The organism is Nocardia colli, from assembly GCF_008704205.1.
Lineage (GTDB): Bacteria > Actinomycetota > Actinomycetes > Mycobacteriales > Mycobacteriaceae > Nocardia > Nocardia colli.
Genome location: NZ_VXLC01000025.1, coordinates 105,140 through 120,123, shown reverse-complemented (window position 1 = coordinate 120,123; position 14,984 = coordinate 105,140). Strand labels below are relative to the sequence as shown.

The following is a 14,984-nucleotide window of genomic DNA, read 5'->3' as shown; positions in this document are numbered from 1 at the left end:
GTTACTGTCCCCCCGACTCCTTCATGATGTCGGCCGCCTTCTGCGCCGCGCCGGTGTTCCAGCCGGGTGTCTCACCGGTGATCAGGCTGCCGGTGATGGGGGACAGGTTCGCGTACGCCTGCGGGCCGACCGCTTCGATCACTTTCCAATTCGTCTGTATCTTCTGGTTCGCCTTGTCGAACGACGCCATGCTGTAGTCGGCGTTGCGGATGTGGTTGAACGCGTTGTCGGAGAACGTATCTCCCCATGACCGGCTGGTGATCTGTTCATCGGTGAGGTGTGGGTTACCCGCCAGGTGCGTCCACATCTTCTTGCCCAGGTCCTGCAGCTTGGTGTCCATCTCGTGATAGCGTCCGGCCGCCAGCCCGAGGCTCATGGCGATCGAGTTGCCGGCCTGCACCAGCGCGCGCACGCCCCACGACCACCGCTCGGTGAACTCCTCGAAGGTTTTCTGGACCGTCTGCTTGCCCGCCTCCAGCGTCGACATGGTCAGCAGCGAGAACCCGCGGCCCATATTCCCGGTTTCGCCGATGCCCATGTTCGACAGCTCGCCGATGGTGGATTCGATTCCTTTCGCGGCCTGCTGGAGAACCGCCGGGTCGACTTTCACCTGCTGTGCCATGTGCCCCCTCGATTCTTTTGTTACTCGGTCACTTCCGGCGGAAATGCCATCGGGGCCGACCCGACGATGTCGACCGTGATGCCGGTCGGCTGCTCCCGGGACTCGGCGTATTCGAGCAACCGCCACCCCGCGAGCGTGTGATACCGATACTCGCGGTCGGCCCCGATGCCGTTCTCGGTCAGATAGCCGCGCGCCATCATGTAGCGGGCGTATTCCTCGATGCTGGTGAAGGCACACAGCCAATCGACGCCACCCAGCTGGGAAATGGTGACGCGCTCCTCCTCGGTCACCGGCACGAACAGCGCCGCCTGCCGAAATGCGGCCTGCAAGGCGTCGGACTGACCGAAACCGGCATAGAACGCCGCGATTTCACTGCGCAGAGCTCCCCGGCCGTCGGTATCAGACATCCCCCGGACCTTCCCCTCAGCATTGCCTGCGGAACGGTTAACCCAATATTGTACGCATACCCATCAGCGCTCCGGGTGCGCTGGAAATTCTCCGAAGTGCCCATAGTTTTTGTGGCACAGTCATTCTCAGCTGGGCTGCAAGACCGGTTGACACAGCTTTCGGCAATTCTCGGGCATCGCCGATGCCAATGGAACTGGGGGCGCGCCGCCGGTCTAAGTCGATTGCGCGGCCAGGTGTGTGGCGTCTTCGATTCGGCCTGCCGCGACGAGTTCGCCGAGGAACAGGGCCTGGATGGCGCGGCGGAGGGCGATTCGATCGACCTGCTGGGTTTCTGCGGCGAGGGCGTGCAGGGCGAAGCCGTCGATCAGGGCGACGAAGGATTCGGCTGTGGTCTCGGGGTCGTTCGCTCCGGCGGCGCGGAGCGTGGTGACCGCGACCTGCCGTAGCGCGTCCAGCGCCGCGGCGACTGCGGTGCGGTGTCCGGGATGACGACCTGCGTGCAGCACCGCCTCGATCATGGCCATGCTCTGGGTGCGATCCGCCGCCGCGGCGTCGGCGAACAGCGTGGCCAGGTCGGCGATGTCGTGGTCGGTTGTCGCGAGCGCGTCGCTGAGCGCGGTCAGCACCCGCACTCGCTCGGCGATGAAGACGCGCAGTGCCTCTTCGGCGAGCGCGTCGATCGATTCGAAGAAGTAGCTGATCGTGGCCAGGGGTACTCCGGCGCGCTCGGTCACCGCGCGGTGGGTGACGCCGGCCATGCCCTGCTCGGCTACCACCGCGACCGTGGCCTGGACCAGCGCGTCACGGCGGGCCGCGCCCGCGGCGCGATGCCGCCGGGTGCGGGCGGTGGAGGCGCGATTCGGATCGGCAGGGGCCATGACGTTGATGTTAGCCGTTCGGAAGCTGGAGTCTGGAAGATTTTCTAGACTTTGCTGAAAGGGTCGGGCATGCTGGGGAAACTGAAACGCCCGTCAACGGCAGGAGTATCAATGCGGATACATCACCTCAACTGCGGAACACTGCGTCCACCGTCACCGCGACTGGTCAATGGGACCGGTTCGCTGTTCGGCCGCGGGAAATGCGTCTGCCATTGCCTGCTGATCGAAACCGAGGATCAACTCGTGCTGGTCGATACCGGCATCGGCACCAACGACATCGCGCGACCGAAGGAAACTCTCGGCGCCGAGTTCGTCCTGGGTGTCCATCCGGTGCTGGATCCCGAGGAAACCGCGATCCGGCAGATCGAACGACTCGGCTATTCGGCCCGCGATGTCGGGCACATCGTGATGACCCATCTCGACATCGACCACACCGGCGGCCTACCGGATTTCCCGCACGCGACGGTGCACGTCAACGCGGACGAACTCGAAGCGGCGCGCAGGCCGCTCACGTTCATGGAACGGCGGCGCTACGCGGGCGCGTCCTGGGCGCACGGCCCGAACTGGGTCGAGCATCGGGCCGAGGGCGCCGACTGGTTCGGATTCCGTGCCGTGCGCGAATTACCCGGCCTGCCCGCCGAAATCCTGCTCGTCCCACTGGACGGCCACACCCGCGGCCACGCCGGTGTCGCGATCGACACCGGCGCCACCGAGGGCCCGCGCTGGTTGCTGCACGCCGGTGATTCCTACGACTTCCACGGTCAACTCGCCGCCGATCCGACCTGCCCGCTCGGATTCAAAGTCTTCCAATACGCCATGCAGTCCAACAGATCCAACCGCCTGCACAACGTCGAACGTCTGCGCGAACTCGCCACCACCGGCGAGGCGGACATCTTCTGCGCGCACGACCCCGTCGAGTTCGATCGCTTCGCACCAGCTCACTCATCCGGCTACGACACGTTGCCGGTGCACGCCCCAGAGCGGACTCTGCAGCCATGATGGTTCGATGACGCGAAACGCTGACGACTCGGGTTCGCCGGTACGGGAGTTCCGGGTGCTCGCCTTGAACGTGTGGCACAGCGGTAGCAAGGTCTCGCACGGCACCGAGTTGATCGCCGACCTCATAGTCGAGACTCGGGCCTCGATCGTGCTGCTGTCGGAGGCGACCGAGGCAACCACGGCGGTCGCGGCCGAATTGGCCCGGCGCGGGCACGAATTCAACGCGGTCAGCTCGCACGACACGGGCATTCTGACCGTGTTTCCGGTCGAGGACAGTGCCGATCTGCGATGGATGGTCAAGGCGCGGTTGGACATCGGCGGACGGCGGCTCACCGTCTACTCGGCGCATCTGGAGTTTCGCTGGTACGCCTGCAACCTGCCCCGGGGTTACGGCCCGGGGGTCCCGCAACCGGATGAGTTCGCCGAGTACAACTTCGAGAAGCTGCCGGGCGGCCCGGTGACCGACTCTGCGGTGATCCAGCGCGTCAACGCGGCCTCGGGACGCCCCGACGTCATCGGCGGCTTTCTCGCCGACGCGAAAACCGAGGCCGCACAAGGGGCTTCGGTCATCATGGCCGGTGACTTGAACGAACCCTCGGAGCTGGATTGGACACCCGCTACCGCGAACATGTTCGACCACAACGGTGTGGTGGTGGCCTGGGAGTCCACTCGGCTCCTGCACGAAGCCGGTTTCATCGATGCCTACCGATCGACGTATCCCGATCCGGTTACCCACCCCGGACTCACCTGGCCCTCGGACAACGTCGAGGTGGATGTTTCCGAACTCGCTTGGGCCCCTGAGGCCGACGAACGTGACCGCGTCGACTTCGTCTTCGCTCGCGGGACCGCATTGACCCTGTCCACCGTCGGCATCGTCGGGCCCCGCGGAACCATCGTGCGCGGCACTCGCCACGAGGAACCCACCGAGGACAATTTCGCCGCCTCGCCCGCGCGGTGGTGCAGCGACCACAAAGGCATTCTCGCCACGTACGAACTCGCCGACTAGGTCAACTGAGCTGCCAGCCGCTTCGCGTTCATATAGGCGATCGCCTCGATCGAGACCATCGGGTTGACGCCGGACGCGGTGGGGAAGCAAGAGCCGTCGGCGACAACGATATTGGCGACCTCCCAGGTCGCGCCGTCGGGGTTGGTGGCCGAGAGTTGCGGAGAACCGCCCATGCGGGCCGAGCCCATGATGTGCAGGGCGCCCATCGCGCACTGGCCCGGTCCGTAGCCCGCGTCGCGGCAGGCGGCGGCGAAGTCGGCGTGCGAACCGCGGCGGCCGGGTTCGTAGTCCACGCCTGCCTGATGGCCCGAGAAGATGCGACGAGCGCCCGCCGCTTCGAGAATGCTTGCGGCGCCTTCGATTCCGGTGTTCAGGTGGGCGGCGTCATAGTCGGACAGGCGGTAGTTGACGATCGGCTCGCCGGTTTTGTCGACGGCGACGGTGCCCGAGTCGCGGTCGCGGGTGATGACGCCGATCGGGGTGGTGTGCGCGAAGTCGAGCAGGGTGCGGCGGTGCGCGTCCGCGCCGCGCCAGCCCATGAAGCCGAGGGCCAGGCCCGGATGGACCGGGCCCGTCTCGTAGATGACGCCGTAGCCGTTGCCGTCGAGATTCGCGTGCTGACGGGAGATACGCCCTTGTAGTGCGCCCTCCCAGCCTCGCACCTCCTCGTCGAAGACGCCGAACACCGCGGCGGCTGGATGCAGGCGCAGGTGGCGTCCGATGTTCTCGTTGCGTAAACCGGATCGGCGCAGCAGCGCCGGTGTCTGCACCGCGCCTGCGGCGACGACCACCGCGCGGGCCCGCACCTCGATCTGCGCGCCGGACTCGGTGATCGCCGAAATGCCTTCGGCACGGCCGTTGTTCACCTTTATGCTGCGGACGTTCGCGTCGACGACAAGCCGGGCACCGGCCGCGGCGGCATCGGCGAGCCAGGTCTTGGTGACGGACTGTTTGGCGCCGACTCGGCAGCCGTAACCGCAGGAGCCGCATTCGATTCCGGCGTCACAGGCCTCGGTTACGTTGCGCGGCAAGTCACTCACATCCCAGCCGAGTGCCCGAGCTCCGCGTTCCAGGACAGCGTCGCGGGCCGAGAGCGGGGAGCGGGTGTCGGTGATCGCGAGTCGGCGGCGCACCGCCTCCAGCGCGTCGCCGAACTCGGCCTCGGCGAATTGTGCGGCACCGAGTTCGGCCCATTCCGCGCGAACGGAATCGGGGGTGAGCAGGGAGGTGCTCCAGTTGACGACGGTGCCGCCGCCGAGGCAGGTGCCGGCGACGAGGGTGATCTGCCCCTCGGAGGAGCTGGCGCCGGGAGCGTAGAGCTGTTCCAGCGCGGTGAGTTCACCCGCGCCGAAATCCCGGTCGTCGTAATAGTTTCCACGCTCGAGCACGATCACATCGAGGCCGGCCTCGGCCAGCACGGCCGCCGCGGTGCCGCCACCCGCACCCGATCCGACGATCACGACATCGCAAGTGAGCGTGGTGTTCTCGGTACACCGGATCGGCGTCAGCACCGGCTGTGCGGCGGTACCGAGCGGCCCGGCCGGTCCGGGGTAACCGATCTCCTTCCACAACGGATTGGTGCCAGTCGGCCCCGGAGTCACGTTGTAGGCCAACAACGCTGCCTGTTTGAGCGCTTGGAAGATCGCGCGCACCGGCGCCAACCGTGAATCGCCGAGCCGCAGCAATGCCCGCTCACGCTCCTGCTGCGACAGCATGGAAAACCGTCGCGCCCCCACCCCGAGCAGCACTCCCGTCAGTCGAGAATCCCACCACCCCAACAGCATTGCCAACTGCTTACGATCCGCCTCCCGCGGACTGCGGGCCAGCAACCGGAACACGGTATCGACCGCGCCGAGCTCACTCGCCGCCGGCAACGACGCCCCATCGCCGGGAACGAACGTATCGCAGATCATGCTCAGCGCTGCCCGCTGCGCAACCGTAGGCTCCATATGAAACTCCCCTTTTCCTAACGCCGGTCGAGTTAATCACGTCGCCCGGACTCCGCGCGCATTTTGACGCGAACATGCAGGTAGGAGTCCTTCGGCAAAAGAATGATCATTCACTTGCTTGAGGTCTGCGATACTCGATAGACCGGAGCGGGTGTGGGCGCACCCGGCTACTGGATGCGTGTGCCAAGTCGGGGCAAACCTGGCTGCGGCCGGTCGCCTCGCTCAGCGTCCAGGCGCGAGGACGCAGAACTCGTTGCCTTCCGGGTCGGACAGGACCGTCCATGGCACGTCGCCCTGGCCGATGTCGGTTTCTTTGGCGCCCAGCGTCTTCAGTCGAGCTACCTCGGCCGCGGCGTCATCGCCGGCGTAGGGAAGGAGGTCGAGGTGGACGCGGGTGCGGATCGATCTCAGGTCGGGTGTGCGGAGGAACTCGAGGTAGGGGCCGACGCCCTTGGCCGAACGTAATGTTGCGTGATCGTCGTCGACCTCGTGCACGGTCCAGTCTGTCGCCGAACCCCAGAATCGGGCCATGGCGCGGGGATCCGCGCAGTCGACCACTACGGCGGCGATCGGTCCGGTGTCGAGGTAGACCGGGCGGGGTTCCAGGACGCAGAAGACGTTGCCCTCGGGGTCGGCCAGCACCGTCCACGGGACGTCGCCCTGGCCCACGTCGGCCGGCGTCGCACCGAGCTCTTGCAGGTGCGCGACCAATTCCGCCTGATGCGCCGCGGAGGTGGTGGCGAGATCGAGATGCACCCGGTACTTCACGGTTTCAGGGTCCGGGACGGTGACGACGTCGATGTAGAGCGCGGTGGGGTCCGGCCAGGTGCGACCCGGGGGTTCGACGTTGGTCACGCCGGGTCCCTCGCTGGACAGGCCCCAGCCGAGCGCGTCCGCCCAGAATCGGCCGAGCGCCGCGTCGTCGCGGGCCTTGATATTGACTTGAACGAGCCGTGTCCCCATGCGGCGATCCTATGCACCGTGTCCCGCAACGGCATACGCAATATCTTCGGCCCGGGCGTGGTGCCGATTCGGCGTGCGGTAGTGTCTCGAAACTAGAGGTTGATCCTCCGTTTACGGCCTTATCTTGCGTTTCGATCCCTACCGTGCGGTAGGTAGATAACGGCCGTCCGGGGGAGTGTTCGCAGGCAAGGTGGGCCGCGAAGGTGCTGTACGGGCCCTGAACTCAGCACTATCCGGTTACCTCCAGGAGAACCTAGTCGTGTCCGTATTCCTCTATCGCTGGGGCAAATTCGCGTTCCGCCGCAAGTGGATCGTGCTGCCGCTGTGGCTTGTCTTCCTCGGTGTACTCGGCACCGCGGGCGGCCTGCTGAGCAAGCCGATGAGCGACGAGTTCAGCATGCCGTCGCTGCCGTCGGAACGTGCCACCCAGATCCTGGACAAGCAGTTCCCGGGCATGTCCGATCAGTTCGGTATCGATGCCGTCAGCGGCGCCTACGTGATCAAGGCACCCGACGGCACGAAGCTGACCGACAAACGCAACAGCGACGCCGTCGACGCGCTGATCGCCGACCTGAAGACGCTCACGGTCGAGGACGGCAAGCGCAAGCTCGTCTCCGAAAAAGAAGCCGCGGCACTGAAGAACCCGGTCGAACTGACCAAGACGATGGGCTGCCTGACCGACGCGGACCCGTCGAAATGCTCTGGCGCGCCGCTCAATGTGCTGAGCAAGGACGCCCCGGCGACCGTCGCCGTGCTCTCGGTGCCGTTCGACATCGCCTCGGCGATGGACATCACCGACGAAGAGCGCCGCGCCGCCTACGACGTGGCCGCGCCGGCCCGCGCCCAAGGACTGACCGTAGAGGTCGGCGGCGCGATCGAGCAGAAGCAGGAACAGCCGAGCGGGCACGCCGAAATGATCGGCATGAGCGTGGCATTGGTGGTCATGGTGATCGCCTTCGGCGCCATCGTCGCCGCCTTCGTGCCGATCATCACTGCCATCGTCGGGCTGGGCGCCGCGATGATGGTGATCTCGCTGAGCACCTCGATCATCGAGGTGCCGAGCTTCACGACGTTCCTGGCGTCGATGATCGGCATCGCGTTGTCCATCGACTACGCGTTGTTCATCGTCTCCCGATACAAACACGAACTGCGGGTAGCGGCGAGTCCCGAAGAGGCCGCGGGTATTTCGGTCGGCACCGCCGGATCCGCGGTGGTGTTCGCGGGCCTCACCGTCATCGTCGCCCTGAGTGCGTTGAGCATCGTCGGCGTGAACTTCCTGACGTTCATGGGCCTGGGCGGCGCGGTCGCGGCGATGTTCGCGGTGATCACCGCGATCACCCTGATGCCTGCGCTGCTCGGCGCGTTCGGCCGTTTCCTGTTCAAGCCGAAGCTGCCGCTGGTCGCCCGGCACGACCCGGAGGACGACACCTCCGTCACCAACGGCATGCGGGTGGCCCGGCTGATCGGCAAGCGACCGTGGATCGCGCTGGTCATGGCCGTGGCGGCGCTGGCCGTGCTGGCGACGCCGGCGCTGAACCTGCAACTGGGTCTGCCTGGCGAGGACAGCTTTCCGACCGAATCCACGGTCCGGCAGGCCTACGACATCCGGACCGCGGGCTTCGGTGAAGGCCGCAACGGCATCCTTACCGTCGCCGCCGATCTGGAGCGCGTGCCGGAAGGCGAACGCGAGGCCGCGGTCACCGCGCTGCGCGATCGGCTGGCCGCGTTCCCGGAGATGGATTACGTCACCACACCGCAATTCAGCTCGAACAAGCTCGGCGTCATGCTCAACGGCGTCCCGAGATCGGGGCCGAACAACCAGGCCACCAAGGATCTCGTGCGCGACGCCCGTGCCGCCGAGGCGGAACTGACCGAGCGATACGGGATCGAATACGGCATCACCGGCACCACCGCCATCTACGCCGACATGGACCACGTCCTGCTCGGCAAGATCGTCCCGTACCTGGCGATCGTGGCCGGCGCGGCGTTCGTCCTGCTGATCCTGGTGTTCCGGTCCATCCTGGTCCCGTTCACCGCGGCGCTCGGCTTCCTGCTCTCCATGGCGGCGACGTTCGGCGCGACCGTGCTGATCTTCCAGGAGGGCACCTTCGGCCTGATCGCCGATCCGCAGCCCATCGTCAGCTTCCTACCGATCATGTTGATCGGCTTGGTATTCGGGCTCGCCATGGACTACCAGGTGTTCCTGGTGACCCGCATGCGCGAGGAATACGTGCACGGCAAGTCGCCGACCGACGCGATGATCTCCGGCTATCACCATGGCGCGCGGGTGGTCACCTCGGCGGCGATCATCATGATCTCGGTGTTCGGCTCCTTCCTGCTCGAACAGGACGTCACCGCCAAGTCCATGGGTTTCGCACTGGCCTGCGGTGTCGCCATCGACGCCTTCGTGGTGCGCATGGTGCTGGTCCCGGCGCTGCTGGTGATCATGGGCAAGGGGGCATGGTGGATGCCGAAGTGGCTCGACCGGATTCTGCCGGACATCGATGTCGAGGGCGCGAAGCTGCGTGAGCTGCGGCAGCCCGAACCGGTTGTCGCCGAACCGGAACCGATCCTCGCCCACCTGAACGGCAATGGGGTGCAACAGGATGTGCCGGCCGCGGTGGCGAGTGGCCGGACGATCGGCGGCAGCATCCGCCGGGACAGCGGGCAGCCGGTGCCCGACGCGGTACTGACTCTGATCGACCAACGCGGACACCAGGTTTCGCGTGCGACCGGGGACAGCGGCGGCAGTTACGTCATCGAGCCGCCCGCGTCGGGAAACTACGTCCTGATCGTCTCGGCGAGCGGGCATCAACCGGCCGCGGTACAGGTCCTCGCCGTCGACGGCGCGCAGCACGTCGACATCACGCTGGACGGCTCCGGCGAGTTGTCGGGGGTGGTGCGCACCGCGGCCCGCGAGCCGGTGGCCGGTGCCTCGGTCACCGTCACCGACCTGCGCGGTGCGGTGGTCGGGGCCGCGGTGACGTCGTCGGACGGCGCGTACGCCTGCAAGGGCGTGCTGGCCGGGACCTATACCTTGGTCGCGGTGGCTGCCCGAATGCGGCCTACCGCAACGACATTGACCGTTCCGGACGGCGGTCGCTTCCGGTTCGACGTCGAGCTGGCGCCGATGGCGATGCTGTGGGGCACGGTGCGCGCCGACGGCCGGCCGGTGCACAACGCCCGGATCACCGTGGTCGACTGGTCCGGCGCGCCCGTCGGCACCACCCACACCGACGCGGACGGCCGCTACACCGTCGCCGACCTGCCCGAGGGCGAGTACACCGTCGTCGCTCGCGGGTACCCGCTGGTGACGGGCCAGGTGACCATCACCGGCAACCAGGTCGATCACGACATCCGGCTCAGCTTCGGCGCCGACGAATACGCCGACCTGTCCTGATCTTTCACTCCGACAGGATCTCGACGTATCCGTCCGTGCCGTTCACCCGGATGCGCTGCCCGTCGCGGATCAGCTCGGTGGCGTGCTCGACGCCGACGACGGCGGGCAGCCCGTACTCGCGGGCGATCACCGCGCCGTGCGTCATCAGGCCGCCGACCTCGGTCACCAGGCCCGCGATCGCGACGAACAGCGGGGTCCAGCTCGGATCGGTGTAGGCGGTGACGAGGATGTCGCCCGCTTCGAGATCGGCCTCCGCGATGTCGGATACGACGCGGGCGCGGCCCTCGATCGTCCCGGCGGACACCGCCATTCCGGGCAGCGCGCCCGCGGGCAGGTCTTCGCGGCGGTACGCACCGGTGAGGGTCTCGCCGTCGGAGGTGAGCACGCGCGGTGCGGTGAGCGTTTGGTACGTGCGGAACGCTTCCTTGCGTTCGTCGATGAGTTCCGCACTGGCGCTGCGTGTTCGGACCACCTCGCTGAGTTCGTCGAACTTCAGGTAGAAGATGTCTTCGGGTTCGCGCAGAACGCCTGCCGCCACCAGGCTTTCGGCCTCGCGCAGCAGTGCCTGCTTGTAGACGAAGTAGCGGCTGACCATCCGGTACTTCGGGTACTCCCGATATCCGGAGAACGTGCGGACGCGGTCGATCATCCGCTCGGTCTCCTCGGCCTTTTGCTCGCCGTCCGGCAGGGCGCGCAAGCGTTGCAGGAGTGTGCGTGTCGTCTGCTCGGCGTCGCGCAGACCGTCTTCGAAGCGCTGCCTGCCCGCGCCGGGTCCGAAGTTCTTGATATTGCCGAGGATTGTCGGCACGAGGGTGGCGGGGCTTTCGGTCCAGCGTGGCCTGGTGATATCGATCTCGCCGGCGCAGCGCATGCCGTACTTGTCCAGGAAGTCCACGATCGCGGCCCGGACCTCTTGGCCGCCTTGGTATTCCGCCAGCTCGTTCAAGAAGTCGTCGTTCCCCGCCTGCTCGACCTGTTGCAGGAAGGCCACCACCTCCGGATGCGGGCGGATCACGTCGGCGACGTCCAGCAGGGCCAGGCCCATCTCCGAGGTCACGTTCCCGGGGACCGACTGGGTGAGCGCGTCGGCGGCGTTCTTCTCGCCCAGCCATTCCTGTAGCTGATCGTTGAGCCAGAACGAGGCGTCCATCCCAGCATTGATCACCTGTAAACCCAACGGGGTGAACAGTACTCGCTGCAACTCCGGGATGTCGGCCTTGATGAAATCGATCAGATCGGGTCCGGATACGGCCTCGATATCGCGAGTCAAGGCGGCGTAGGAGGCCTCGCTTGCCTCGATCAACTCGGTGACGATGCCGGGATCTGTCTCGATCGGTGCGGGCGCAGGCGGAGGCGTGGCTGCGGAAACCGGTTCCGGCACTTGATGAACGAAGCCGCGATCGATCACGGTCTGTAGCGCGTCCCCCATGAGGGGATCGGACTTGCCGAGCGCCGCGGCCACGCCCGCGCTGGTTTTCGGCGACGACAGCGCCTTGGTGACATCCACGAACAACCGGCCGCCCGCGTCCCGCATGGGCGCGCGACTCGTCATCTGCCACAGCGAGATTCCCAGCGGCTTCATCGCGTCGGTCATCATCTGCTGATGGCCGACCGACACGTAGACGTGGTTCTCCTCGTCCGCGGCAACGGGAATCGGGAACAGCGTGGTGATCGGCCTGCTCTGCACGATACGGATCGCGTCGCCGTCGAGGCACCATTCGATGTCCTGCGGGCTGCCGAAATGGGCTTCGATGTGACGGCCGAGTTGGGCGAGGCGCAGCACTTCGGCATCGGTGAGGACCGGTTCGTTGCGGCGTTCCGGGGCGATTTCCCGCACCTCGGTTCCGCCGGTCGGGGTCGGCTCGATGGCGAGTTTCTTGGTGGCGATCGTCTTGCCGGTGATGCTGCCGTCGCGCACCTGGTAGACGTCGGCGTTCACCAGGCCGGAAACCAGGGCCTCGCCGAGGCCGAAGCCGGCGTCGATGGACACGACCGTCCGGTCGGAGGTGACCGGGTCGGCGGTGACCAGAATGCCCGCGGCGCGCGGGAACACCATCCGCTGCACGACCACCGCCATCTGAATCGCCTTGTGGTCGAATCCGTTTCGCAGACGGTAGGTAACGGCCCGCTCGGTGAACAGCGAACCCCAGCACCGGCTGACGTGTTCGAGGATCGCCGCCGATCCCACGATGTTCAGATAGGTGTCCTGCTGGCCCGCGAAGGACGCGGTAGGCAGATCCTCCGCGGTCGCACTCGATCGAACCGCATACGCACCCTCCACGCCCAGCCGAGCGTGCGCGTCGATGATCTCGCCCGCGACCTCGTCAGGCATGGCGAGCCCTTCGACCGCTTGCCGGATCTGCGCACTCAGCGCGCCGATCGCCGCCCGATCGTCGGGCTCCAACCGCGACAACTCCGCCAACCGATCCTCGATCGCCGCCCCCACAACCCGCGCGAACGCCTCCGTCGTCACACAGAACCCCGCCGGCACCTCGACCCCGTCGACCCGCGACAACTCCCCGAGATTCGCCCCCTTACCACCCACGATCGCCACCTGCGTCCGATCGATCTCACCGAAGCCGAGCACAAACCCCATCCCGCTACTCCTCACCTGGTGGTTTCGGCATACAGCGAGCGATTATGGACCACAATCCGACGTCTCATGAGGACCTGGAATCGTGTATACACTCCGCTTCGCGCCGTGACTCAACTCTTCTGCCACGTGCCCTCGAAGTGAATCAACGGCCTCGTCCGGGCGGTGGACCGACTTCCTGGATTCCGATGCGGGCTCGGGCGAAAACCTCTGCGGGGAAACGTATGTCGCTGCCCCTGCGGTCCGCTCGCAAAGGTCGAAACGTCCCTCGGGGACGGGACGTTCGGCTCTGTCCGGCGGTAGTGGGTGGGTGGTGGTCTGTTCCTTGGTTGACCGAGGAGACGAATCAGCTGGAAGAGGGTGATGTCGCATGACTTCCACGGAGTTGTGGCCGGTCGGGTGCTATTCGGACATCGGGGTGGCGGTGCACGGGGTGGTTGACCCGCAGGACGTGGCCGCGGTGCGGCGCGAGGTCGGCGACGTGCTGCACAGTCATCGGATTCACGAGTCGGCCCGGGTGCGCTTGTCGGTGCATCCGGAGGTCAGCGGGTCGGAGGTGTTGGCGCAGATCAATGTTCGGTGCCGGTTGGCCATGGTGCGGGTTCAGGTCACCGGACCCGGCCGGTTCGTGTCTGTGTTGGTCGCCGACCGCTTGGAGCGGCAGATCATCCGCTGCACCGCCGGGGCGATGCCGCGGGCCTGGCCGGATCCGGCGCGGCCGCCGTTGGCGTACGTGTCCGAGCGACGTCCGATCACCCGGCGAAAGTCGTACACCCTACTGACCGGTGACCCTCGGGAAGCCCAGCGCGTACTGGACGAGATGGATTACGACGCAAACCTTTTCACCTGCGCGGAGACGGGGGAGGACGCGGTGATCTACCGGGCCGGTCCGTTCGGGGTGCGGCTGGCCCGCCAGTACACAGTCCGCCCACCCGTCCCGACTACGCCGTTGACCGTGCATCCGCATCCAGCGTTGGTGCTGACCGACGACGAGGCCGCCGCCCGCCTGTGCCGATACGGCCTGCCGCACTTGTTCTTCACCCATCCGGCCGACAACCGCGGGCGACTGCTGCTCCGCCGCTACGACGGCGATCTGACCCTCATCGGCCCGGCCGAGGTCACCGGAATCAGACTCATCGACAAGAAAGGCGAACACCTCTGTGACGCGTGATCTGACCCAACGCGAGGTCCTCACCGAACTCGAAGACGTCGCGGCGACCTGCCTGAACCGGCACCTGTCCAGGACCGAGGACTGGCAGCCGCACGAGTACGTGCCGTGGGAACAGGGCCGCAACTTCGCCGACCTCGGCGGAATCGCTTGGGAGCCGGCACAATCGAAGCTGACCGAGGTGGCCAAGGCGGCCATGATCACCAACCTGCTCACCGAGGACAACCTGCCCTCCTACCATCGGGAGATCTCCGAGAACTTCTCCCGCGACGGCGCGTGGGGCACCTGGGTCGGTCGCTGGACCGCGGAGGAAATGCGGCACAGCACGGTGATCCGCGACTACCTCGTGGTGACCAGAGGCGTCGATCCGGTAGCGCTCGAGACCGCGCGTATGGTCCATATGACCAACGGCTTCGCACCGACGAAGGTCGACCTCGAGGGCGCGGCCGGGTTCCTGCACTCGGTCGCCTACGTGAGCTTCCAGGAACTGGCCACCCGGGTCACCCACCGCAACACCGGCCGGGTCTGCGCCGACCCGATCGCCGACCGGATGTTGCAGCGCATCGCGGCCGACGAGAACCTGCACATGCTCTTCTACCGCACGGTGTGCGGCGCGGCCCTGGATCTGGTCCCCGACCAGGCGATCGAGGCGATAGCCAACATCGTGGAGAACTTCCAGATGCCGGGCGCGGGCATGCCCGACTTCCGGCGCAACGGTGTGCTGATGGCCAAACACGGCGTCTACGACCTGCCCCAGCATCTGCACGAAGTGATCCGGCCGGTGATCCGGCAATGGAAGATCTTCGAGCGCAACGATTTCACCGCCCGCGGCGAACGAGTACGCGAGCGACTGGCCGGCTTCCTCGACACTCTGGAGCGAGTGAAGATTCCCAAGTTCGAGGAAAGCCGCGACCGCCTGCTGGCCCGCGAACTGAGCCAGCAGCACTAGATAGTCGAACGGTCAAGGGACCTTGGTCCCTGAATGCTGGGCCGAACCC

The 14,984-nt window shown here is 66.5% G+C and carries 11 protein-coding genes and 1 pseudogene; 6 read left to right on the top strand and 6 right to left on the bottom strand.

Annotated features, from left to right (window positions below; translation table 11 throughout):
* Position 1: 1 nt before the first annotated feature.
* From F3087_RS37180 to F3087_RS37170, 3 genes are all read right to left on the bottom strand, one after another.
* Positions 2–622 carry a hypothetical protein gene (locus F3087_RS37180; protein WP_150406815.1) on the bottom strand — a complete coding sequence of 207 codons (621 nt, stop codon included), beginning with the start codon at positions 620–622 and terminating at the stop codon, positions 2–4.
* Positions 623–642: 20 nt separating this feature from the next.
* Positions 643–1,029 (bottom strand): SseB family protein, encoded by a 387-nt coding sequence (locus F3087_RS37175; RefSeq protein WP_150406814.1) that lies wholly within the window; start codon positions 1,027–1,029, stop codon positions 643–645.
* 213 nt (positions 1,030–1,242) lie between these two features.
* Positions 1,243–1,908 carry a TetR/AcrR family transcriptional regulator gene (locus F3087_RS37170; RefSeq protein ID WP_150406813.1) on the bottom strand — a complete coding sequence of 222 codons (666 nt, stop codon included), beginning with the start codon at positions 1,906–1,908 and terminating at the stop codon, positions 1,243–1,245.
* A 111-nt stretch (positions 1,909–2,019) separates the two neighbouring features.
* On the opposite strand from F3087_RS37170, the gene F3087_RS37165 reads away from it, so the two are divergent.
* Together F3087_RS37165 and F3087_RS37160 are read left to right on the top strand one after the other, a co-directional pair.
* Complete coding sequence (locus tag F3087_RS37165; RefSeq protein WP_150406812.1) at positions 2,020–2,907, top strand: MBL fold metallo-hydrolase; 888 nt, start codon at positions 2,020–2,022, stop codon at positions 2,905–2,907.
* A 7-nt stretch (positions 2,908–2,914) separates the two neighbouring features.
* A complete protein-coding gene (locus F3087_RS37160; protein WP_150406811.1) occupies positions 2,915–3,913 on the top strand; it encodes an endonuclease/exonuclease/phosphatase family protein in 999 nt (332 codons plus the stop codon).
* Here F3087_RS37160 and F3087_RS37155 read toward each other — a convergent pair.
* Entirely contained in the window at positions 3,910–5,862 is a 1,953-nt protein-coding gene (locus F3087_RS37155) for an FAD-dependent oxidoreductase (RefSeq protein ID WP_150406810.1), read from the bottom strand. The two genes, F3087_RS37160 and F3087_RS37155, sit on opposite strands and share 4 nt — an antisense overlap.
* Before the next feature lie 222 nt (positions 5,863–6,084).
* The gene (locus tag F3087_RS37150; RefSeq protein ID WP_150406809.1) at positions 6,085–6,825 is read right to left on the bottom strand and encodes a VOC family protein; all 741 of its coding nucleotides are present in this window, start codon (positions 6,823–6,825) and stop codon (positions 6,085–6,087) included.
* A 259-nt stretch (positions 6,826–7,084) separates the two neighbouring features.
* On the opposite strand from F3087_RS37150, the pseudogene F3087_RS37145 reads away from it, so the two are divergent.
* Both F3087_RS37145 and F3087_RS47555 read left to right on the top strand, forming a co-directional pair.
* A pseudogene (locus F3087_RS37145) lies at positions 7,085–9,397 on the top strand (MMPL family transporter); the annotation flags it as partial.
* Positions 9,398–9,421: 24 nt separating this feature from the next.
* Positions 9,422–10,225, top strand: a complete 804-nt coding sequence (locus F3087_RS47555) for an MSCRAMM family protein (RefSeq protein ID WP_223885641.1) — start codon at positions 9,422–9,424, stop codon at positions 10,223–10,225.
* A gap of 4 nt (positions 10,226–10,229) precedes the next feature.
* Here the strand turns inward: F3087_RS47555 and rph are convergent, their stop codons facing one another.
* Positions 10,230–12,821 (bottom strand): rifamycin-inactivating phosphotransferase, encoded by a 2,592-nt coding sequence (gene rph / locus F3087_RS37140; RefSeq protein WP_150406807.1) that lies wholly within the window; start codon positions 12,819–12,821, stop codon positions 10,230–10,232.
* Positions 12,822–13,188: 367 nt separating this feature from the next.
* On the opposite strand from rph, the gene F3087_RS37135 reads away from it, so the two are divergent.
* Both F3087_RS37135 and F3087_RS37130 read left to right on the top strand, forming a co-directional pair.
* Positions 13,189–13,989 (top strand): sigma 54 modulation/S30EA ribosomal C-terminal domain-containing protein, encoded by an 801-nt coding sequence (locus F3087_RS37135; RefSeq protein WP_223885639.1) that lies wholly within the window; start codon positions 13,189–13,191, stop codon positions 13,987–13,989.
* Positions 13,979–14,935: an acyl-ACP desaturase gene (locus F3087_RS37130; RefSeq protein WP_150406806.1), complete on the top strand. Its 957-nt coding sequence runs from the start codon at positions 13,979–13,981 to the stop codon at positions 14,933–14,935. The genes F3087_RS37135 and F3087_RS37130 overlap by 11 nt, the downstream gene beginning before the upstream one ends.
* The last annotated feature ends 49 nt before the right edge of the window (positions 14,936–14,984 follow it).

Bases quoted from the DNA above. Each gene is read 5' to 3' on its own strand.
- F3087_RS37165 (WP_150406812.1), top strand. From the start codon at position 2,020: ATGCGGATACATCACCTCAACTGCGGAACACTGCGTCCACCGTCACCG.
- F3087_RS37175 (WP_150406814.1), bottom strand. From the start codon at position 1,029: ATGTCTGATACCGACGGCCGGGGAGCTCTGCGCAGTGAAATCGCGGCG.
- F3087_RS37170 (WP_150406813.1), bottom strand. From the start codon at position 1,908: ATGGCCCCTGCCGATCCGAATCGCGCCTCCACCGCCCGCACCCGGCGG.
- F3087_RS37160 (WP_150406811.1), top strand. From the start codon at position 2,915: ATGACGCGAAACGCTGACGACTCGGGTTCGCCGGTACGGGAGTTCCGG.
- F3087_RS37180 (WP_150406815.1), bottom strand. From the start codon at position 622: ATGGCACAGCAGGTGAAAGTCGACCCGGCGGTTCTCCAGCAGGCCGCG.
- rph (WP_150406807.1), bottom strand. From the start codon at position 12,821: ATGGGGTTTGTGCTCGGCTTCGGTGAGATCGATCGGACGCAGGTGGCG.
- F3087_RS37150 (WP_150406809.1), bottom strand. From the start codon at position 6,825: ATGGGGACACGGCTCGTTCAAGTCAATATCAAGGCCCGCGACGACGCG.
- F3087_RS37155 (WP_150406810.1), bottom strand. From the start codon at position 5,862: ATGGAGCCTACGGTTGCGCAGCGGGCAGCGCTGAGCATGATCTGCGAT.
- F3087_RS37135 (WP_223885639.1), top strand. From the start codon at position 13,189: ATGACTTCCACGGAGTTGTGGCCGGTCGGGTGCTATTCGGACATCGGG.